This is a genomic window from Halobiforma nitratireducens JCM 10879 (assembly GCF_000337895.1).
Taxonomy (GTDB): Archaea; Halobacteriota; Halobacteria; order Halobacteriales; family Natrialbaceae; genus Natronobacterium; species Natronobacterium nitratireducens.
Genome location: NZ_AOMA01000107.1, coordinates 20,959 through 41,078 on the forward strand (window position 1 = coordinate 20,959; position 20,120 = coordinate 41,078).

The following is a 20,120-nucleotide window of genomic DNA, read 5'->3' on the forward strand; positions in this document are numbered from 1 at the left end:
ACTTATCCATACGAGAAGTTGGATACAACGCCCTCCATGCACCTCAGATTGCGGATCGCAGCCGTCCTGGGGGTTCTCGTCGCCGTCAACGCCCTGTTCGTACTCGCAGTGCTGTGGGCCTATGGCGTCCTGATCCCCGGCGTCGTCGCCGGCGCGATCGTCTTCGCCAGGCACGGCACTATCGGCTTCGACCTCGTCCAGTTGCCCGCGTCGTTGACGACGGTCGCCGTCCTGGTCGTCGGATTTCTCGGTGCCCAGGTCTACTACGGCTATCGTCGCGTCCTCGCCGATACACGGAACGGGGACGGTGACGCCGATCACGCCGTCGGTCGAATCGTCCGCCGGCTGGCGATGACCGCCGATGTCCCGGAGCCGAACGTTCGCGTCGTCGAGTCCGACGACGCGAGCTGTTACACCGTCGGCCGGTTCACCGACGCGACGATCGTCGTCACGACCGGTCTCGTCGAGCGTCTCGACGCCGACGAACTCGAGGCCGTTCTCGCACACGAACTCGCCCACGTGGCAAACCGGGACGTGACGCTGATGACGGTCGCGACGCTGTTTCTGGAGATCGCCGATCGGGCCTACCGGTCGGCGCGACTCGCCCGTCGGGCCGTCCGTGCTCCGGGGTCCGTCTCGTTCCAGGGGCGGGTCGCGCTCCAGTGGTTCTTCCCGCTGGTCGCGCTGACCTACGTCTTCGTCGCGCCGATCCTGTGGGCTTTCCCCTCTATCGCCCAGTGGGCGACGCGGACCCTCTCGCATGCCCGTGAGTTCGCCGCCGACGCCGCTGCCGCCGAGATCACGGGCAAGCCCCTGGCGCTTGCGACTGCGCTGTCGACGCTGGCCGAGGCCGACCGGCGACGGCCGGAGACCGATCTTCGTGCGGCCAAGATGCAGGCGCTCTGTGTCGTGCCGGCCGATGCCGTCTCGGGACGGAGCGTCGAATCGGTGCCGACGCCCGCCCAACCGTCCGACGAGGACGAGCGCCGCGACCGCGTGCGGACGTGGCTCGAGGGCGAGACCCCGTCGACGGCCGGCACGTCCCGCGGCGGACCGGCCGCGACCGACACGCACCCGCCGGTCACAGACCGGATTCGCCGGCTGCAACGACTGGCGGCAGACGAAGAACTGGAGAGCCGGGCCAACCGGGAGGGATCGACGTGACCGAAACGCGTCGGGTCCTGTTCGTGCTCGGCTGTGTCGTCTGTCTGATCGCCGTCGCCAGCGCGCTCCCGGCGGCCGACCCGCGACTCGACGTGCCCGGTGCGACGGGCAACGACGCTGTAGCAGGCGAGTGGGAGTCGATCGCGGACACGCAACCGTTCACCGTAGAGGAACTGGAGACCGGCGAAGACGACGAGGACGACGAGGACGACGCCCCCTATCACGACATCGAGATCAGCGGCTCGCTCGAGCCCGGCAGCGAGGTGACCGTCGAGACGGACGACATGGGACACTTCTCGTCGGATACCATCGAAGTCAACGGCGAGGAGGCCGGGCAGACGGACTCGTTCGGGCGAGTCGATGTCGAGGTCCCCTACGCGGAGGAGATGAACGTCTCTGTCGCGGGTGACCGTACGTCTCGAACGGTCGAGGTCGAGACGAACGCGAGCATCGAGAAACGCAACGGTCCCGCCCCTACCGGTGAACTGGCTATCGCGGCAGCCGTCGGCTCGACGCCGGTTCCGGACGCCACCGTCACGGTCGACGGCGAACCGGCTGCGACGACCGACGAAAAGGGACACGCGACAGTCGAGTTACCGCCCTCGGCCGGCCCGGTCGAGATCGGAGTCGAGCGTGACCCGGTCGCGGGCGAGCGAACCATCGACGTTCCCGAACCAACCGTCGAGTTCGCCTCGTCGGCGCTGTTCCCCGGCTTTCCGGCCCCAGTGATGGCGTCCGCGGACGGCACCCCGGTGGAGAACGCGACCGTCGAACTCGAGGGCGACAGCGGGACTGCCACGACGGGCGACGACGGTCGGGCGACGGTCTGGCTCCCGATCGACGACGAGGTGACTGTGACCGCGACCGTCGGCGAGGAGTCCACGACGGCGTCGGTCGGGAACCTCTATCTCCGGTTGACTGCCGTCGTCGTCCTGGTTCCGGGGCTCGCGATCGGCGGTTTCGTCACGTACGTACGCCTCGTCGCCAGAAGCGAGCGCCGCCGCGGGCGCGGTCTCGTCTGGACGTTCGTGGCGCTTGCAGACGTGCTCGAAGGACTCTCCGGGGCGATCGGTCGGTTGTTCGACGCCCTCGGCAACTGGACCAGATCGGCAGCGTCGATCTCGTGGCCCTCGCTATCGAGACCTGGTGGCGGGTTTCGCTTCCCGGCCGTCGGCTCCGCGCTTGCGTCACTGTCGATCGGGGCCGCGAGCGGGACGCTGTCGTCGCTTGGCTCGCAACTGTTCGGCGGTCGGTCGTCCGAGGGTCGCGACCGATCGACGACCGACCGCCCGTCGATCACCGACTGGCTCGGTGGTGACGACGAAGACGAAAACGAAGACGCGGACGGGAACGCGGTCGCCGACAGCGACGCGAGCCCGGCCCTCGCGGACGAACCGATCGAACCCCGGTCCCCTCGCGAGGAGATACTGGCCGCCTGGCACGCGTTCCTCGATCGACTCGAGGTGCGAAACCGGGAGACGACGACCCCCGGTGCAGCCGGTCGACGTGCGCTCGAGGCCGGCTTCCCGGCCGATCGCGTTCGGCGGCTCGTCGGGATCGTCCGCGACGTGGAGTACGGCGGCCGGACGCCTTCGGCCGATCGGGTCGTGACGGCTCGCGAGACGGCGACCGATCTGGCCGAGCTCGAGGCGACCGACGAGGAGGATGCGGACGGCGGCAGTAGCGACGACGATTCCGACGAGGTGACCGACGAATGAAGGCTCCACGACCACGTTCCCGTTCCGGGTCACGGTCGTCCACCTCGATTCCGGATATCGGCGATCGTCTCAGAGAGCTGTTCGCCGATCCGGAACGGGCCGGCATCGCGATCGTCGTCGCCGGCGGGCTGGTGGCGGTCGCCACGGTGCTCGTCGGCGGCTTCTTCCCGCGGGCGGGCGTGCTGATCGACCTGCTGTACCCACTCGCGATCCTGTTGCCGGTGATCGGCGGGCTGATCGCACTGGTCGGGTTCAAGTGGGCCTGGACCGGCGGGACGGACGACGGCGGCCCCGACCCCCTGATCGACGGCGAGTCGCCGGAGCGAGGAACCACTCGCTCGAGTCGACGGGTCGCCCGTGACACCGGCTGGCTGCTCGGCCGTGCGGCGGCCGATCGCTACCAGTGTCGATCCAGCGGGTCGACAGTCGAGGTTCGGGATCGTCTCATCGACGGTGCAGTCCGAGTCCTCGCTTCGCGGGGGGGCCTCGAGGCCGATGCAGCCAGGGAAGCGATCCGGACCGGGGAGTGGACGGACGACCCCGTCGCCGCTGCCTTCCTCTCACCCAGGCTTCGCCAGCCACCGGGAGAGCGACTTCGCGGCGCGGTCGATCCCGGGTCGGCGTACACGCGCCGGGTTCGGCGGACGCTGTCGGCGATCGAAGCCGTCGAGACCGACAACACGTCCCGGACGCCGGCGGACAGCCGCGAGTCGACCGACGGCGATGAGCCGGCTCGAGCGGAGGTGACGGGATGATGGCCCGGACGGTCGATCGGCTCGACCGCAGCCAGTGGGCCGTCGCCGCGACGCTGGCGATCGCCGGGGCAGGAATCGCGGCCGGCAGTCAGTTCCTGATCGTCGCCGCGACGCTCCCGCTGTGGTACCTCGGCGCGGCGGTGCTTGGCACCCGCGAGCGCGCCCAGGTTCGAGTCAGCAGGGCGGTCCACGTCGGCGACAGTGACAGTGACGGCGACGACGCTACCGCTCCCGAGCGCGGCCCGGACGATTCGGGTCGGAACCGAAACGACACACCCTCCGGTGACCCCGGCGACACCGTCACCGTCCGGACGACCGTCCAGAACGTCGGCTCCGAGCCGGTGGTCGACCTCCGGCTCGTCGATGGGGTCCCCGAGCCCCTGCCCGTCGTCGACGGCTCGCCCCGCGCCTGTGTCAGCCTCGACGCACTCGAGAGCGCGACCGTCGAGTACGAGCTGGAACTCCGCCGTGGAGCCCACTCCTTCGACGAGCCGACCGTCCGGACCCGCGATCTGACGGGGACCGTCGTCGAGACCTGGTCGGTCGAGACGACTGGTGACGACGCGGTCCGCTGTTTCCCGCCGGTCGAACGCGTCCCCCTCGGTGGTGGGACGAACGACTATGCCGGCGAGGTACCGACCGACGAGGGCGGCAGCGGCGTCGAGTTCTACTCCGTCCGGGAGTACGAGCCGGGCGACCCGGTCGGCTCGATCGACTGGCGTCGGTACGCCGGGACCCGGGAGTTGACGACCGTCGAGTACCGCGCCGAACGCGCCACCCGAATCGTCTGTGTCGTCGACGCGCGGCGCAACCAGTTCCGTGCCGCCTCGCGTGACCGACTCTCGGCCGCCGAGCTATCGGCCGACGCCGCCGAGCGAACGTTCGAGGCCCTCGTCGACGCCGGCCATCCGACCGGGGTCGTGGGACTTGGCGACCGAAACGTCGAATCCGTCCCCCCCGGGACCGACGCCGCGACCCGGCAGACTGCCACTGCTCTCTTACGCGACACCCGAGCGGCGAACCGTCTCGGCAGCACCAGAAATCTCAGCTACTGGACTCGGACGATCGATCCCTTCGACGGCCTCGAGCAGCAACTCCCCGGGGAGGCACAGGTGTACCTGTTCTCGTCGTTCCTCGACGACGCTCCGGTCGAACTCGTCGAGCGGCTGCGGGCCCGCGGCTACTCGGTCCGTGTCGTCTCGCCGGATGTCACCGACGCTGACGACGCCGAAACCCGCCTCGAGGCACTCGAGCGGCGAAGTCGGCTCGCCCGCGCTCGCGCCGTCGGAGCCCGGGTCGTCGACTGGGACCTCGAACGCTCGATCGGGACGATCCTCCGCAACGCGATCGGTGGGGTGAGCACACGATGACGGGCCGGGATACTCACACGCCACCGACGATCGCCCGCGCGATCGCGGTCGCAGCCCTGATCGGGACCGCAGCGATCGCGGTCCACGACGCGCTCGCGCCGGTCGGGGCGTTCGTGGGTTTCGCCCTGGTGGCGGCGACGGCTGCCGCCACGAGCTCCCACCGGCGTGCGGGCCTGGCCTCCGGTGTGCTCGTCGTCGTCGCGGCTGCCAGCGTCGCTCTCGTCGCCGTCCGCGCCGCCGAGGCGACCGTGGCGGCGGGAGTCCTGACGATCGCCAGCGCCGCCGTCGGGCTGGCGGTCGGGCTCTTGCTCACGGACGGGCCGACCGGCGAGACGCTCGAGCGAACGGGAGCGGCCGCGCTGTACGGGGCCGGCACAGCCGGCGTCGGCGCGGGACTGCTACTCGCGACCGCCACGGTCGGTGGCTTCGGAGCAGTACTCTCCGGGGCGACGTGGGGCGGCGGTGACGGCGTCGTCGGCCTCGCACTCCGAATCGTCGCCGCTGCGGGGGCACTCGTCGCGGCGGTCTTCGCGGTGCCGCCGGCCGCAGTAACCGAACCAACCCACCTCACTGAACACCGCAGACGGCGACTCGCAGTCGCGGTGGCGATCGGAACCGCGACCGCTGGTGTTCTCGTTCTCGCGGGGATCACGACCGTCGTCGGCTGGTACGTCCCGCCGGTCGCAGAGCTCCTCGCGTGGATCGCGGGCAGCGTCGTCGTCCGTGGACTGTTGTTGATCGTCGCGACCGCGGCCGTGTCGGCCTCCCTCCTCGCCGTGGCCGTCCGTGGTTCGTGGAAGCGGCCGGGCGGAACCGAGAACTACGCGGTACCGTTGCTCGTCGGATCGGTCGCCGGCGTCGCCACACTGTGTGGAGTCGCCTTCGCTGTGGGCCTCTCGCCCCTCGAAACGCTCGCGTTGCTCGTTGGAGTTGCCGTTCTCCTGGCCGTCGGAGGCGTGTTCACCCGAATCTACGGCAGCCTACTCGCGGGAGAAGCCGACGACGGCGACGGGACGGGCGCGACCGCGGCCGGATCGATCGTCGCGCTTGCGCTCGCGGCGGCCGGACTCGTTACGGGCGCGGGAGTCGACCTCACGGTCGGCTCGAGACCGTTTCTCGAAGCGGCGGCGTCACTGGCGTTGTTGGCGATGGCGGCGTTCGTCTCCGATGTCGGCCGATACGGCCGCACCCTGGGTCGGGAGGTCGGCCGTGAAGGGACGACCGCCCGGCCACAGTTCGTCCGCCTCGGCTGGAGCGGTGTCGTCGCGGGCGTCGGTCTCGTGGTCGCAACCGTCGGGCTCGCGGTCGCGACGCTGTTTGCACCCGTCTTCTCCGTGCCGGCAACCGCGGGTGTCTTCGTCGCGCTGGGGGCAGTCCTGGTCGGCTCCTGGCTACTGTTCGGCTGAGCTTGCAGCGTCGGGCCGTTCCATCGCCGGCACCGTCACGCTCTCGAGGACGGCGTCGACGACTGCACGCCGGGACACACCCTCGACGCTGGCCTCCGGCGTCAACACGAGCCGGTGGGCCAGTGCCGGACCGGCGATCCGTCGAACGTCGTCGGGGACGACGTACTCCCGCCCCTCGAGGACGGCCCGAGCCCGGCTGGCTTCGAACAACCGTTGGACCCCTCGAGGGGAGACCCCGATGTCGACCCGACCGTCCTGGCGGGTCCGCCGACAGATGTCGGCGATGTAATCCCGGACGGGAGCTTCGACGGTGACGGTTTCGGGGGCACGCTGGAACTCGAGCACGTCCTCTCGGTCGGCGATGGTGCCGACCGTGGGGTCGGGCTGGTCCCGGTCCGCGCGGCGGTCGATCAACTCGCGAGTGCCGTCGGCGTCGGGATAACCAAGCGAGGTCTTGACCATGAAGCGGTCGCGCTGGGCCTCGGGCAGTTCGAACGTCCCCTCCTGCTCGACTGGGTTCTGGGTAGCGATAACGACGAACGGCTCCGGGAGGTCGTGGGTTTCGCCGTCGACCGTGACCTGGCCTTCCTCCATGGCTTCTAGCAGCGCGGACTGGGTTTTCGGCGGTGCGCGGTTGATCTCGTCGGCCAGGACGACGTTCGCGAACACGGGACCGGGGGTAAAGTGGAACTCGCCCGTTTCCTCCTCGAAGACGTACGAGCCGGTGATGTCGGACGGCATCAGATCCGGCGTAAACTGAATCCGCGAGAACTCGAGGCCCAGGGCGGTCGCGAACGACCGCGCAGTGAGGGTCTTCCCGGTTCCGGGTACGTCCTCGAGCAACACGTGTCCGCGGGCGAGAATGCCAGCGGTGATCTCTTCTAGGACGGTTTCGTCGGCGACGACGGCGGAGAGGATTTCGTCGACGACGGCGTCGGCCGTCGCAGCGGCGTCGGGGACTGACATACGGGTAGGCGTGTCGCGCCGGTATATTATAACTCCCGCTCGAGTGCAGCGGTTGCCCGACGGGACGCCAGACGGGCAAGCGGTCGTCACATCCTCGTTTCGCCCGCTCTCGGTGAGGAATACGTGAGCGTTCGAACGGCGGTCGTTCGATCCCTCCAGCCCCGCTACTACAGTCCGTAGTCCTCGAGCGAGTGCAGGTGTTTCCAGTAGCCGACGACCGAGTCCAGGTCGAACACCAGCTCCCCGTCGGCCAGTTCGAGAGTGATCGTCTCGCTTCCGATCTCGGCGTCGTGGAGATGCAGTTCGAGCGGTTCGTCGATCTCTTCGACGGTGACCATCAGTTCGCCTGCTTCCTCGAGTTCTGTCTGCAGCGTATCGGCGTTCATAACTCCGGGCGAAGGTTTCGATCGAAGTGACATAAACGCGGAGCGACGTTCCCACTGACTGGGGTCGCCTGCGAGGTGACAGCGGGACCACCACTGCGGACCGGCGAACCTCTTCCGGACTCGGACTGGAACGACACGGGACGTACTACTATAGTGCTATGGCACCGAACGTGGAGTATGGACCCCACGACAGTCGCCGACATCCTCGACGAAGCCGTCCAGTCCTTCGAGGGAACGACGCCAGTCGACGACGCGATCGACGCCATCCGAACGTCGACCTCCGAGGCCGAACACACCGTCTACTACGCCTACGTCGTGGACGACGACGGCGCACTCGAGGGGGTCGTCTCGCTACGTGAACTCCTGAACGCCGACGCGGACGCCGATGTCTGCTCCGTCGCGACGGAGTCGGTCGTCACCGTCTCGGCGTCGGACACGGCCGCCGAGGTTGCCAAGGTGTTCGCACAGAACAAGTTCATGGCGCTGCCGGTCGTCGACGACGGCGCACTGGTGGGCGTCATCAGGGCCGGGGATGTCATCGAAGCCCTGGACGAAACCGCCTCGAAGGAAGTGCTCAGGGCGACCTTGCGCGACGTCGAGTACGATCCAGGAGCCGAGAGCGCCTACGAGTGTTTCACCTGCGGGAACATCGTCACTGCGGCGGACAATCCAGGCACGTGTCCCAACTGCGGCGGCGACGTTCGGCACCGACAGACGTCGATCGAGTGAGCGTCGTTCACTCGCCGTTTCTCTCCTTCTAACGTCGACACCTGGCCGCCGTCGTACCCGGATTTATACTCTTCGGCGGCGAGGGTCGTAGCATGTACGATCGGATTCTCGTTCCTACCGACGGGAGCGACCACGCCGAGCGGGCCGCTACGCGAGCGTTCGAACTCGCGGAGACGACCGGTGCGGCGATCGACGCGATCAGCGTCGCCGAAACCGGGCCGCTGGGTTCCGTTCGCCTCCCAGGCGACGAGGCAAGTGCGAGCGAGGTGCTCACCGACCGAGCGCGAACGTTCGTCGACCGACTCGAGGAGCGGGCCACCGACCGCGGACTCGTCCTCGAGACCGAGGTACGGACCGGCGTTCCGGTCCGTGAAATCCTCGAGTACGCCGACGAGATCGGCGCTGACGCCGTTGTCATGGGAACGCGGGGCCGAGGCGGCGTCGGCCGGCTGATGCTCGGGAGCGTCGCCGATGGGGTGATGCGTCACGGCGACCAGGACGTGCTCGTGGTCGGCGAGGAAAACGAGGGATGACTCGGTATCAGGCGGTGAAGTCACCGACGCCGACGATCGAACCCGTCAGCCCGCGGCCGAGCGAGGCGTCGGTCGGAAGCTGCCATCGAACCCCGAGCACTGCGGCCCCGGCCGCGATCGCACCGAGCCAGCCGACGACGAGGCATCGTCGAGCGCCACAGCAGCGGGACGCGAGAACGCGCGTCCCACGAGCCGGCGGGACCGATCACGCCAAACGAGAACGCAGCACCGAAAGCCACGAGATCAGGGCAGTCGTCCACGAGCGCGACGTATCCCTCGAGCGACAAATACGTCTAGTAACGCCATTACGATCGGCGATCGGTCGAAACGTTACTCCGAGTCGGCCGTTGTCTCCGTGGCCGCGAGCGCCTTCGATCGTCGTCCGAGCCCCCAGCCAAAGAGAGCGAGTCCGACGAAAACGCCGATCGCCTGGAGGACGTGGGCTTCCGGCACCGCTTCGGGCGTGAACCCCCAGGCGTCGAGCCCGAGGCTCAACAGCAAGGCGACAAGGAAGAGCCCGAGGCCGACGTCCGCCGCGCGCATGTTGGGGAGCGTTTCGGGCGTGGAGAACAGCCGCCCGAGGGCATAGCACAGACAGGTGTAGGGGACCCAGCCGATCCCGACGTACAACAGCGCCCTCGAGCGTGCTCCCTCGAGGACGAGTCGCGGCACCAACACGACGTAGATAGCGGCCGTAACGAGTGTGCATCCGACCAGCAGGATCGTCCCTCGTCGCCTCGCGTCCATCGGTTCCGACGACGCTGGCCGAACCGTTCAACCTGTCGATCGGTTCGGCTTCGGCCCGTCCCGGGTGTGACCGCGAGTACTCCGGCGGATCACCGACGTATTTGTGTTCGGTGTTCGAACAGTCTGTATGGTTCGGCCAACGACCGCCGCCGCCGCTTCCAGACGCCGATGAAAGGGTACTACCTCCGCTATCTACAGGTTCTCCTCCGTTTTCTCCCCGTCGCATTCGCGTTGCTCAGGGACCGTCGACGGTTCCTCCTGTTCGGGCCGCCCCGGCAGGTGTCGACGGCGACCCACCGCGAGCGAGCACGGCGGCTCACCGAGACGATGCTGGATCTCGGGCCCGCGTTCATCAAGGTCGGGCAAGTGCTCTCGACCAGACCGGACATCGTGCCGCCGACCTACGTCGAGGAGTTCGCCACGCTGCAAGACGAAGTGCCAGAAGACGCCGGCGGCGACCCGCTGACCGTCGTCGAGGCGGAACTCGGCGACCACCCGGCTGTCGACCTCGAGAGTCTCGAGCCGATCGCCGGCGGCTCGCTCGCGTTCGTCTACACGGTCGAGTACGGGNTGTCGACCTCGAGAGTCTCGAGCCGATCGCCGGCGGCTCGCTCGCGTTCGTCTACACGGTCGAGTACGGGCCGGTCGACGACCGGATCGCCCTGAAAGTACGCCGTCCCGGACTCGTATCGGTCGTCGAACGTGATCTGCGGGTCATCCGCGGACTCGTCCCGCTGTTGGCGACGTTCGCCGACGAGCGCCAGCGGTACTCCCTGCGGAACCTCGCCGACGACTTCGAGGAGATCATCCTCGAGGAGCTGGACTTCGCTCGCGAGGCGTCGATCATGGCCGAGATCGGCGAGAACGTCGCCGACGACGAGCGGGTCCGCGTCCCGGAGACGTACGACGACCTCTGTTCGGAGCAAGTGGTGGCCATGGAGTACGTCGAAGGACGGAAGATCACCGACGACGACGCACTCGAGGCAGCCGGCACGGACGCCACCGAGATGGCGACGCTCGTGGCCCGCACGTACCTGCGGATGGGGCTGGTCGACGGCGTCTTCCACGCGGACCCCCATCCGGGGAACCTCGCCGTGACCGACACGGGTCAGCTGGTCATTTACGACTACGGGATGAGCCAGCGGCTCACGGCCAAGGAACAAGACGAGATCACCGACCTCTATCGGACGCTCGTCCGGCGCGACGTCGACGGCCTGTTGAACGCCCTCATCGCTCTCGAAGTGCTCGATCCCGGCGTCGATCGGGTCGCCGTTCGACGCGTTCTGGAGCTGGTGATCGAGAACCTCGAGGGGGAGGCAGACGTCACCTGGCGGCTGATCATCACGGAACTGCTCTCGATGCTGCACGATTTCCCGTTTCGCATCCCGCCGAACGTGATGTTGCTCATGCGGGTCGGTACCGTCGGCGAAGGCGTCTGTCGAAGTCTCGATCCCGAGTTCGACTTCATTTCGGTGACCCGGTCGTTCCTCGTCGATCACGGGTTCATCGAGAGCGAACTCGAGACGCTGTTCGAGGACGTCAAGGCCGACGTGCGACGCTCGGCTCCCGTCCTCGCGGGCTTGCCGGCCCGTACGGACGCGGTCATGGGCCAACTCGAGCGGGGCGAACTCGTCGTCAGGACCGATCCCGTCGATTCGGCTCCGGGCGGCGATCCCGGAGTCGGCTACGCGGTGATCGCTGCGGGGCTGGTCGTCGCCGCCGGGCTGTTTGCGTTCCACGAAGACCCGTACGAACTCGTGAGTCTCGCGGCCGCCGTGGTCGCGCTCGTACAGTACCTTCGGGTCCGTCGAGCAGCGAGAGCACGGTGACGGTGACGGTGCCCACACGGGTCCTTTCGGGACACTACCACAGCGCCGACGCGGCCCGTCGAAGCCGGGACGGCACCGGATCGTGGCGGCGCGCCAGCACGACCGAGCCCGCCGCGTGTCGCCCGACACCCTCTGAGATCGTTCCGAGCAACCCCTGACGGAGGAGTCCTCCTCGAGAAGCTCCGAGCACGGTCACGTCGTGGTCGGCCGTTCGATCGGTGATCGCCCCGCCAACGTCGTCGGCCTCGATGAGGGTCCGGTCGACGGCCGACACGTCGTCGAACCGGGTCGTCGTCTCGGCGAGCAACGCCTCGGCTTCGGCGCGCTCGAGTTCCGGCTCGTCCGGTTCGAGGACGTGCAACAGCGCGACTGCCGCGTCCTGCTGGCGGGCGATTGACGCGGCGGCCTCGACGGCGAACTCGTCGTGGGGGCCGCCGACGACGGGAACGAGAAGCCGTGAAACGTCCGGACGTGGCGTTCGAATCCGTTCGACCAGCACGTCACAGGGTGCGTTCCGGAGCACTCGATCCAGGTAACTGCCGAGAACGATCCCCGATCGCGGTGGTCGACCGCGCCACCCCATCAGCACCGCGTCCACGTCGTACTCTTCGACCGAGCCGACGATGCCGGTCGCGACTCCGCGGGCGATCCGAATCCGGCTGTCGGCGTCGATACCGCGTTCCTCGACCGCGCGGACGGCTGCCGCGAGCATGCGTTCGTCCTCGTCCTCGAGGAGGTATCGGCGGCCGTCGACCAGGGAGAGTTGGTCCGGGACGACGAGCACGTAGACGAACCGGACGTGGTACGACCGATCGGCTGCGAGATCGACCGCGGTCTCGAGTTGCCGTTCGACCGTCTCTTCGTTCGCGACGGGAACCAGCAGGGTTCCGTTCGAACGCGAGTCGTTCGACATGGTGTCGCCTACGACGACCGTCGTATTACCGGTGGCGTCCAGTCGCATGGGGTGGTGACGACGAGGAGAACTGTGTTCGTTTTCGTTTCCGTTTTCGAACCCGAGACGGTCCGTCGAACGGAGCCGGCTTGGGCTTAATACGTGTCGCACACGTCACACGGACGTATGAACGTCGCCGTTGCCGGCACGTTCGGCCCCATCCACGACGGTCACCGCACTCTCTTCGAACACGCGCTTCGGTTCGGGGCCGACGGCGTCGTCGTGGGCCTCACTACCGACACGTTCGCGACCGAGACGCGATCGGAGCCCCGTGACGTTCCGTCGTTCGACGACCGCAAGGAATCAGTCTCGGCAGCGATCGCGGCGTTAGACGACTGGAACCGAGAGGTCGAGATACGTCCGCTCGAGACCAAATACGGGATCGCGGCCGACGATCCCGCGATCGACGCGCTGGTCGTCTCTCCCGAAACGGCACCCGAACTCGAGGCGATCAACGAACGCCGCCGCGAGGACGGAAGCGAGCCGCTGACGGGAATCGTTGCTCCGTACGTACTTGCCGAAGACGGCCAACGCATCTCCTCGACGCGAATGGTAAAGGGTGAGATAGACGAGCACGGTCGGCTGCTCGAGTGAGAGCGATTGTCTTGTCCATAGATGAAATTATTACGTGGCGTCTTTTCTCGGCCCGTCTTGTCAACGAGCCGGACGTAGTATCTCGACTCAGAATAATCGACCTCGGTAGATTGAGTTTTTGGCTCCTCTACGGCTTGTCTGTATATTTCAGAAACAGTTGGTGACAGCTATTTCCCGGCCATATACCGATACGTTCTATTACTACTATCAAGTTCGGCCTCACTGAAATTGTGCATAGTTGGAAATACAATACTGTAGACGATGGTCGGTTCGAGCGGTCCCGTCATCCACATCGTATATGCGTCCACCCAACGAACGAACGGGTACAGGCACGATGCATATTCTCGTTCCCGTCGACGACTCCGATCCTGCCCGCGAAGCACTCGAGTGGGCCGCCGACACCTATCCGGACGCCACGATCACGGCCCTCCACGTGGTGAAGCCGGCCCTCTGGGGCTCCGGAAGCGGGGAGTCGAACCCATACGAGCCGCAACTACCCGTCTCGGCGGATGACGAACGCCTCGAGGGCGTGTTCGACCGCGCTCGGACCGTCGCCGACGAACGAGGTGTCGACCTCTCGACGGCGGTGCTCGTCGGCTCGCCTGCCCGCGCCGCCGTGCGGTTCGCAGCCGACGAGGAGGTCGATCTGATCGTCGTCGGGAGCCACGGTCGGACCGGCGTCTCACGGGTCCTCCTCGGCAGCGTCGCCGAAACGATCGTCCGGCGCGCGCCGGTGGCCGTGACGGTCGTCAGGTGAGACGATCGGCAATAGCCCGGAGGTTTCAGGTTCCAGATTCCAGGTTCCAGATTCCAGGTTCCAGACGGACCGAAACCGACACCCCGATCGGCGTCACGCTCACCGGCTCCCACCGGCAGTCCGGACGACGAGTAGTTCGTCGTCGGCTCGCTCGCCCCGCTCGTCGCTGACGACGTACCGGAGTTCGACGACGACTGGGTCCGTGATCTCGGCCGTGACCCGATCGTGGAGCCGATCCGCGAGCGCGGGCTCGGGGGGATCGGCGTCCGGATCGGACTCGAGTTCGAGACCGGATTCGAACGCCGCGCCGCGTACCGTCACCACGACTCGATCGATCGAGCGGATCGGGTAGTCGTCGTCCAGCACCACCTCGACGGACTCCTCCTCGAGATGGTCGTACTCCGGCTCCTCGAGGACGGCTTCGACCGACTCGTCGGCTGACGACTTCAGCTGGGTGGTCTGGAACTCGAGCAGGGTGATGCCCGCGAGCGGAGCCGCGAGGACGAGCAACGCGATCCCGAAGACGGCCACGTAAGTCACCGTCTGCCTACGGGTCGGGGACACCTCGAACAGTCCTTGCGGTCTGTAGCCGGCGACCCAGAGCGTCACCAGTGCGGCCAGATTGATCGACAGAACGTTGACGACGACGAGTACGAACGCACCGAGGGCCGCGCCGTACATCCCCCAGGCGGTCGTGATACCGACCGCGGCGGCGGGCGGGATCAGCGCGGCGGCGATCATCACGCCGACGATGGCTTCGGAGAATCCCCGCGTGAGACTCAGGATGCCCGCGATTCCGGCCCCGAGCGCGACCGCCACCGAGAGGAGGTTCGGTGAGACCCGTTCCTCGAGTTCTGCAACGACCACGATGTCGACACCCCCTGGCTCGAGCCCGGCCAGCCGGGCGAGCGTCGCGATCCCGATCGACGCCAGAATCACCACCGCGACGCCGAGCGCCTGGTACCGGAACCCGGTCGCCTGCAACTCGTCGTCGCCGGTGACGATGCCGACGCTGGCAGCCAGCGCGGGGCCCAAAAGCGGTGCGATGACCATCGAGCCGACGACGACCGCGGGCGAGTCCGCGAGCAGTCCCGCGGTAGCGACGACGGCGCTGATCAGCAACATCACGAGATAGACCGTGATCCCGGGCGTGAACTCGTCGGCTTTGGTCCGAAGCACCTGCCTCGAGGTTCGCTCCCCTCGCGTTCCGCCGTGGCTGTACCGGTCCAGTAGCTCGTCGAACTCCCGGGAGACGACCGTCTGGGCGTCGATGACGACGACGCGGCTCGTGGCATCCTCGAGGCCAGCATCGGCCAGCCGATCCAGAATGGGTTCGACGGCCCGCGTCGGGAGTGGCAAGCGAACGACCGCCGCATCGTCGATGGCGTCGCTCGTTGCCTCCTCGGTAACGACGTACTCGGTCCCCTCGTCGTCGAGTACGTCGAGGACGGCTTCCCGCCGGTCGGCGGGGACAGTGATCTCGAGGTAGCGCATCGGACGGTCCGACCACGGGCGACGGAATAGTTCTAGGTACGGACCGAACAGCCGGCCGATGTCGACGGGTCGGTCCCGTCGCGCGTCGGGGCCGCTGGTCAGTGATCGTCACTGTTTCTCCCTGAGGAGTACCGGCCGTCGACGGAAACGGTCACCTGACAACGAAGTAAGGTACTCTTTCGGCGGCCGACCGTTACACCCATACCGCTGTAAATATACAGTTGGGTCCTTCACATGTGTGACACAGGCGGTCGATGCCGAGAGAAACAGTACGTAACAGTCAGTACACGACCATTTACGGAACGAAAGGGAGGACTTTCGTCTGCAGCGTGGTGAAAAACGCGACCGTCGGTTGGACGGGACTACTCGCCGACAGAGAACAGGTTCGCTAGGCGGTCAGCACCGGTCTGTCTGCCGTCCTGACGACGCGTTCGGCGACGCTGCCGATCTTTCCGGGGCGTTCGTGGCTCTGGCCCTGGAACCCGATCACGACCAGATCCGCATCGAGTTCGTCGGCTCTCTGCTGTACTTCCTCCCACGGCCGGCCGTGGCAGACCTTCCACTCGCAGTTGACTCCCACGTTGTCCGCCCGGCTCTCGAGGTCCTCGAGCATCGCCTGGCCCTGGTCCTCGAGTCGAGTGAGGACGATCTCGGCGCTGCTCAGCGCGGGTTCGCCGTACCTGTGAGTTTCGACACAGTACAGGGCGTGAACGTCGGCGTCGTATCGGTCGGCGAGAGTCAGTGCGTGTTCGACCGCCCGATTCGCCGGGTCGCTTCCGTCGGTCGGGACGAGTATCGTGTCGTACATCGGCGTGGGGGTTCCCACGTCGAACGACGCCAAATAGCTCACACCCTGGTCGCTGACATATCTATGTCCTTACGCGGTCATCACTGGCCGATCGACGTACCTGACGACGCGTTCGGCGACGCTGCCGATCTCACCGGCAGCACCGAGGCCACGGTTTCCGAGAAGGATCAGGTCCGCGTCGACCTCCTCGGCGTAGTTGCCGATCTCCTCGTGGGGCCGTCCCTCACGGATCGTCTCGGTCACGTCGACGGTCGAACGGGCGTCGAGATCAGAGAGTATCTCCTCGCCGCGTTGCTCGAGTTCGGCGACGACGTCGCTCGGCCCGGTCAGAATCGAACCACCGTAGCGGCGCGTATCCACGACGTAGACGGCGTGGAACTCGGCGTCGAACTGCTCAGCGAGATCGATCGCGTGCTCGCCCGCGCGGTACCCTGGGTCGCTCCCGTCGGTTGCGACGAGAATGGTGTCGTACATGCGATCGATAGCCACCACGGTCGGCGGCATATAGCTTACAGTGTCGACCAGTCACTGAAGCGCCAGCACGGGTATCGTCGATCGTGAGATGGCCCGTGCCGTCGTACTACCGAGTAGGCGATCCGACTGTGCCCCCGCGGCCCGTCCGCGAGTTCCCATCGCGATCAGATCGGCGTCGACCGCGCTCGCGTACTCGAGTAGTTCGTCCGCCGGAACGCCGCGTCGGACGCTCGTCGCGACCTCGAGGTCGCGCTCTCTCACCTGCTTCGCGACCGCCTCGGTGGCGTTTTCCCCACCCTCCGTGAGCAAGCCGACGATGCTCCGCGGGGAATCCGAGAGGTCGTAGACCGTCGCATCGACGACGTAAACTGTCCGGACGTCGGCGTCGTACCGGCTCGCGATCTCGACTGCGCTCTCGGCGGCGCGGTCGGCAGCGTCGCTGCCGTCGGTCGGCACGACGATTCGCTCGATCGTCCTGTCTACTGTGTCGTCATCGTCGTCGACGTCATCCCTGCCGGTCAGCGGGACCGAGAGGACCGACGTGTCACCGAGCGTGAGCACGCGCTCGGTGGTGCTGCCCATGCGCGCTCGCCGGGGACCCGTTCGACCACGGGTCCCCATCGCGATCAGACCCACATCGTGTTCCTCGGCGTACGCGAGGATCTCGCGGTGAGCAACGCCCTCGCGGACCGCTCGAGTGGACTCTAATCCGCTGTCGTCGGCGCGGTTCGTCACTTCGATGGTCGCCTCGCGACCGCGCCGTTCTGACGGGGCGGCCACCGCTTCGCGTTGCGTCTCACCGAGGTCGGTACAGTCGACGCCTTCCTCGAGAACGTAGAGCGCGTGGACGTCCGCACCGTAGGTCCGGGCGAACTCGATCGCGTCGGCGACGGTCGCGTCGGCACTGGCGCTGCCGTCGGTCGGGACGAGGACGGAGTCGACGGATATCATGCTCGAACGTTCGATGCGGACGCCTATGAAGCCACCCGTCGTATCGCTCGAGCGACGCGACGGTGGCGGGTTTTCGGCGATGAGTTTCGACTCCTGACCACGGCAGCACCACGGCAGGGAACGACGGGCACCGACACCGCGTGCCACACGACCGTCTCGGAATCGCCCCAGTACAACGTCCGTCGCTCGTTGGGTCGCCCGTCGGCTCCGAGAACGATGCGAACACGACGCTTCCGTTTGAGACGGATTACTGTAACTATGTACTGCCGGCCGCAAGAACGAGTCGGCGATCGGCGGTAATTGACCCTAGGAAACCGCATGAGGCCCGTGCGATCGGCGCGCCCTTAGCGTCGCGGGGACGCGACCGCTCGCTGAGAGTTGGGCTACGGTATTTTGGCTCGGGTCGTTCGAGTAGGGTACGAACACGAACACGAACACGAACATGACCATGGCATCGATCGACCTCCCCGAGCCGAATCCCCACGGAGAGACGAGCGTCGAGCGAGCGATCGCGACCAGAGCCAGCCGCCGCTCGTTCGCGGCCGACCCCATCACCCTCGAGGACGCCGCACAGCTCCTGTGGGCGGCCCAGGGGGTCACCCACGTCCGCGACGGCGTTACACTCCGGACGGCACCCAGCGCTGGCGCGACCTTCCCACTCACCGTCTTCCTCGAGGTCGCGCCGGACGGCTGCGAGGGGATCGATCCCGGACTGTACCGGTACGAACCGGCTGAACACGCTCTCGAGCCGAGTCTCGAATCGTCGCTTCACGACGACCTCACGCGAGCGGCGCTCCAGCAGCCGGTCGTCGAGGACGCGCCAGCGACCATCGTCGTCGCGGCCGACGACGGCCGGACGATCGACCAGTACCCCGAGCACGGCAAGCGCTACGTCAGGATGGAAGCGGGCCACGTTGCCCAGAACGTTCACCTGACCGCCGAAGCGCGCGCGTTGAACGCCTGCCCGGTCGGGGCGTTTTCCGACGCCGAACTCGCGGACGTGCTGTCCCTGCCGGCCGCGCTGGACCCGCTGTACTTGCTTCCCGTAGGGAACCGCCCGCGTGAGACGTGAGTTCGTCGGTCCGTCACAGCTGGTAGCGGCTGTGTCACGTTGTCCGTGACCACGACCGGGCGGCTGTGCCGGGACGTCGGTCGGTAACCGTCTCACTCGATGGCAATCGTTCGTCCCTGTGGTTCCGTCGACTCCCGTTTCGGTATGGTAACTGTCACGACGCCGTTCCGGTAGGTCCCTTCGATGGCGTCTCCTTCGACCGGCCCGGACAGCGTGACTCCGCGATGGCCTGCGGCTACACGTCGTTCGACCCCTCGTCCCGTCGTCGGTGACCGCGACGACCCTGTCGGATTCTATCTGACGACCGTCACCGGCGCTGGTGCACGTCGTACCACTAGCTCCGCGACGCTCCCGAGCAGTACCCGCGACGAGCCGCGACGACCGTGGCTTCCCATCACCACCTCGTCGATGTCGGCTTCCTCGACGTACGCAGCGATCTCTGCGGCTGGCTTACCGACGACAGTGTCAGTGTCGATCGAGACGCCACGTTCGTCCGCTCGTTCCCTGGCGTCCGCGAGCAGTGCCGCTGTGTCCTCCTCGAGTCGTTCCGGGAACTCCTCCCCGCCGAACCACGAGGACACGCTCGTCTCGTAGGGATCGATCACGTGCAGCGCCGTCACGTCGGCCTCGGGGAACTCGGTGAGTGCGTACTCGAGTGCTGCGTCGGCCGGGTCGGAGTCGTCGATCGGCACGAGGACGTGCATACCCGTTCGTCCACCGGCACCGATCAAAAAGGTGGAGTCCGAACCGGCTGGTTTCGCGTCGCCCGGAACCTATCTCTCGGGCTCGAGGTACCGTGGAGGGACGTAAGCGCGGACGGTCGGCGGCAGCAGACGGGCGAGTCGTACGGCAAGTGCCGCGAGCCGCCTGCGAAGGAGCACGTACACGGCCGAGATGCCGAGAAGTACGAGCGAAAGGATCGCGAAGACGGCGTCACCGGCCAGTACGATCGGGGCCGCCGCGAGACCGGCCAGCGCGAGGTCTTCGGGCGAGCCGTCGTAGCGGACCAGCCGGCGCGGGCGGAGCCACCGTCCGTGGTAGTGGCTGTAGACGGCACGCTCGGAGTTGCCCTCCCAGGGTCGAAGCTCGAGGCCGCTGCCGAAGATGTCGCTGCCGGCGTGTAGCGCCGCGGCAGCGAGGCCGACTGCAAGCGCCACGGTCGCCGTCGAAGGGGACAGGACTGCGAGCGCGAGAGCGAGGATCGCGGCGACCGTTCCGTAGACTGGGTAGTGAAGCGTCTTTCGGTGTCCTGCATAGAGGTCGAGGTCGGGCGCGAGGCCGCCGACGAGGCCCGCAACGAACGCAACGGGGGCATACTCCGGGGCGGCCACAAGCACCGGCAGTGCGAGGGCCATCCCCCACAGCGCGTGGGTCGTCGCCATCATTGTGTCCTCGAATAAGCGACGGAAGGATAT

General features: G+C 67.2%; 20 protein-coding genes and 2 pseudogenes. 11 read left to right on the plus strand and 11 right to left on the minus strand.

Going from position 1 to position 20,120, the window contains the following annotated elements; genetic code table 11:
- Window positions 1-36 precede the first annotated feature (36 nt).
- The 5 genes from C446_RS10475 to C446_RS10495 are packed head-to-tail and all read left to right on the plus strand — an operon-like array spanning window position 37 to window position 6,413.
- Window positions 37-1,164 carry a M48 family metallopeptidase gene (locus tag C446_RS10475; RefSeq protein ID WP_006673070.1) on the plus strand — a complete coding sequence of 376 codons (1,128 nt, stop codon included), beginning with the start codon at window positions 37-39 and terminating at the stop codon, window positions 1,162-1,164.
- Window positions 1,161-2,882, plus strand: a complete 1,722-nt coding sequence (locus C446_RS10480) for a DUF4129 domain-containing protein (RefSeq protein WP_006673071.1) — start codon at window positions 1,161-1,163, stop codon at window positions 2,880-2,882. The genes C446_RS10475 and C446_RS10480 overlap by 4 nt, the downstream gene beginning before the upstream one ends.
- On the plus strand, window positions 2,879-3,637 hold the full coding sequence (locus C446_RS10485) for a DUF7269 family protein (protein ID WP_006673072.1): 759 nt from the start codon (window positions 2,879-2,881) through the stop codon (window positions 3,635-3,637). Before C446_RS10480 ends, C446_RS10485 begins: the two co-directional genes overlap by 4 nt.
- Window positions 3,634-5,007 carry a DUF58 domain-containing protein gene (locus tag C446_RS10490; RefSeq protein WP_049920155.1) on the plus strand — a complete coding sequence of 458 codons (1,374 nt, stop codon included), beginning with the start codon at window positions 3,634-3,636 and terminating at the stop codon, window positions 5,005-5,007. Before C446_RS10485 ends, C446_RS10490 begins: the two co-directional genes overlap by 4 nt.
- Complete coding sequence (locus C446_RS10495; RefSeq protein WP_006673074.1) at window positions 5,004-6,413, plus strand: hypothetical protein; 1,410 nt, start codon at window positions 5,004-5,006, stop codon at window positions 6,411-6,413. The genes C446_RS10490 and C446_RS10495 overlap by 4 nt, the downstream gene beginning before the upstream one ends.
- Here the strand turns inward: C446_RS10495 and C446_RS10500 are convergent.
- On the minus strand, window positions 6,399-7,379 hold the full coding sequence (locus C446_RS10500) for an AAA family ATPase (protein WP_006673075.1): 981 nt from the start codon (window positions 7,377-7,379) through the stop codon (window positions 6,399-6,401). The genes C446_RS10495 and C446_RS10500 overlap by 15 nt on opposite strands.
- 167 nt (window positions 7,380-7,546) lie before the next feature.
- Window positions 7,547-7,765: a hypothetical protein gene (locus C446_RS10505; RefSeq protein ID WP_006673076.1), complete on the minus strand. Its 219-nt coding sequence runs from the start codon at window positions 7,763-7,765 to the stop codon at window positions 7,547-7,549.
- Between the two features lie 177 nt (window positions 7,766-7,942).
- On the opposite strand from C446_RS10505, the gene C446_RS10510 reads away from it, so the two are divergent.
- On the plus strand, window positions 7,943-8,494 hold the full coding sequence (locus C446_RS10510; protein ID WP_006673077.1) for a rubrerythrin-like domain-containing protein: 552 nt from the start codon (window positions 7,943-7,945) through the stop codon (window positions 8,492-8,494).
- 92 nt (window positions 8,495-8,586) lie between these two features.
- On the plus strand, window positions 8,587-9,027 hold the full coding sequence (locus C446_RS10515; protein ID WP_006673078.1) for a universal stress protein: 441 nt from the start codon (window positions 8,587-8,589) through the stop codon (window positions 9,025-9,027).
- A 330-nt stretch (window positions 9,028-9,357) separates the two neighbouring features.
- Here the strand turns inward: C446_RS10515 and C446_RS10520 are convergent, their stop codons facing one another.
- The gene (locus C446_RS10520) at window positions 9,358-9,774 is read right to left on the minus strand and encodes a hypothetical protein (RefSeq protein WP_006673079.1); all 417 of its coding nucleotides are present in this window, start codon (window positions 9,772-9,774) and stop codon (window positions 9,358-9,360) included.
- 168 nt (window positions 9,775-9,942) lie between these two features.
- Between C446_RS10520 and C446_RS10525 the strand changes: the two are divergent.
- Window positions 9,943-11,603: pseudogene (locus C446_RS10525) on the plus strand (ABC1 kinase family protein); the annotation flags it as partial.
- Window positions 11,604-11,637: 34 nt separating this feature from the next.
- On the opposite strand, the gene C446_RS10530 reads toward C446_RS10525, so the two are convergent.
- Entirely contained in the window at window positions 11,638-12,516 is an 879-nt protein-coding gene (locus C446_RS10530) for a universal stress protein (protein WP_049920159.1), read from the minus strand.
- Window positions 12,517-12,681: 165 nt separating this feature from the next.
- On the opposite strand from C446_RS10530, the gene C446_RS10535 reads away from it, so the two are divergent.
- The gene (locus tag C446_RS10535; RefSeq protein ID WP_006673081.1) at window positions 12,682-13,149 is read left to right on the plus strand and encodes a phosphopantetheine adenylyltransferase; all 468 of its coding nucleotides are present in this window, start codon (window positions 12,682-12,684) and stop codon (window positions 13,147-13,149) included.
- A gap of 334 nt (window positions 13,150-13,483) precedes the next feature.
- On the plus strand, window positions 13,484-13,906 hold the full coding sequence (locus C446_RS10540; RefSeq protein WP_006673082.1) for a universal stress protein: 423 nt from the start codon (window positions 13,484-13,486) through the stop codon (window positions 13,904-13,906).
- 99 nt (window positions 13,907-14,005) lie between these two features.
- Here the strand turns inward: C446_RS10540 and C446_RS10545 are convergent, their stop codons facing one another.
- The 4 genes from C446_RS10545 to C446_RS10560 all read right to left on the minus strand — a co-directional run bounded on the left by C446_RS10545 (window position 14,006) and on the right by C446_RS10560 (window position 17,633).
- Window positions 14,006-15,400 carry a TIGR00341 family protein gene (locus C446_RS10545; protein ID WP_006673083.1) on the minus strand — a complete coding sequence of 465 codons (1,395 nt, stop codon included), beginning with the start codon at window positions 15,398-15,400 and terminating at the stop codon, window positions 14,006-14,008.
- Between the two features lie 388 nt (window positions 15,401-15,788).
- Entirely contained in the window at window positions 15,789-16,208 is a 420-nt protein-coding gene (locus C446_RS10550) for a universal stress protein (protein ID WP_006673084.1), read from the minus strand.
- Between the two features lie 69 nt (window positions 16,209-16,277).
- Window positions 16,278-16,682 (minus strand): universal stress protein, encoded by a 405-nt coding sequence (locus C446_RS10555; protein ID WP_049920160.1) that lies wholly within the window; start codon window positions 16,680-16,682, stop codon window positions 16,278-16,280.
- A gap of 51 nt (window positions 16,683-16,733) precedes the next feature.
- Entirely contained in the window at window positions 16,734-17,633 is a 900-nt protein-coding gene (locus C446_RS10560; protein ID WP_006673086.1) for a universal stress protein, read from the minus strand.
- A 448-nt stretch (window positions 17,634-18,081) separates the two neighbouring features.
- On the opposite strand from C446_RS10560, the gene C446_RS10565 reads away from it, so the two are divergent.
- Window positions 18,082-18,705, plus strand: coding sequence for a SagB/ThcOx family dehydrogenase (locus C446_RS10565; protein WP_006673087.1), 624 nt, complete (start codon window positions 18,082-18,084; stop codon window positions 18,703-18,705).
- Window positions 18,706-18,797: 92 nt separating this feature from the next.
- Here the strand turns inward: C446_RS10565 and C446_RS18060 are convergent.
- The 3 genes and pseudogenes from C446_RS18060 to C446_RS10575 form a co-directional block, all read right to left on the minus strand.
- Window positions 18,798-18,941, minus strand: a pseudogene (locus C446_RS18060) (Hsp20 family protein); the annotation flags it as partial.
- A 57-nt stretch (window positions 18,942-18,998) separates the two neighbouring features.
- On the minus strand, window positions 18,999-19,409 hold the full coding sequence (locus tag C446_RS10570) for a universal stress protein (protein ID WP_006673088.1): 411 nt from the start codon (window positions 19,407-19,409) through the stop codon (window positions 18,999-19,001).
- A gap of 69 nt (window positions 19,410-19,478) precedes the next feature.
- Window positions 19,479-20,090: a hypothetical protein gene (locus C446_RS10575; protein WP_006673089.1), complete on the minus strand. Its 612-nt coding sequence runs from the start codon at window positions 20,088-20,090 to the stop codon at window positions 19,479-19,481.
- Window positions 20,091-20,120: the final 30 nt, after the last annotated feature.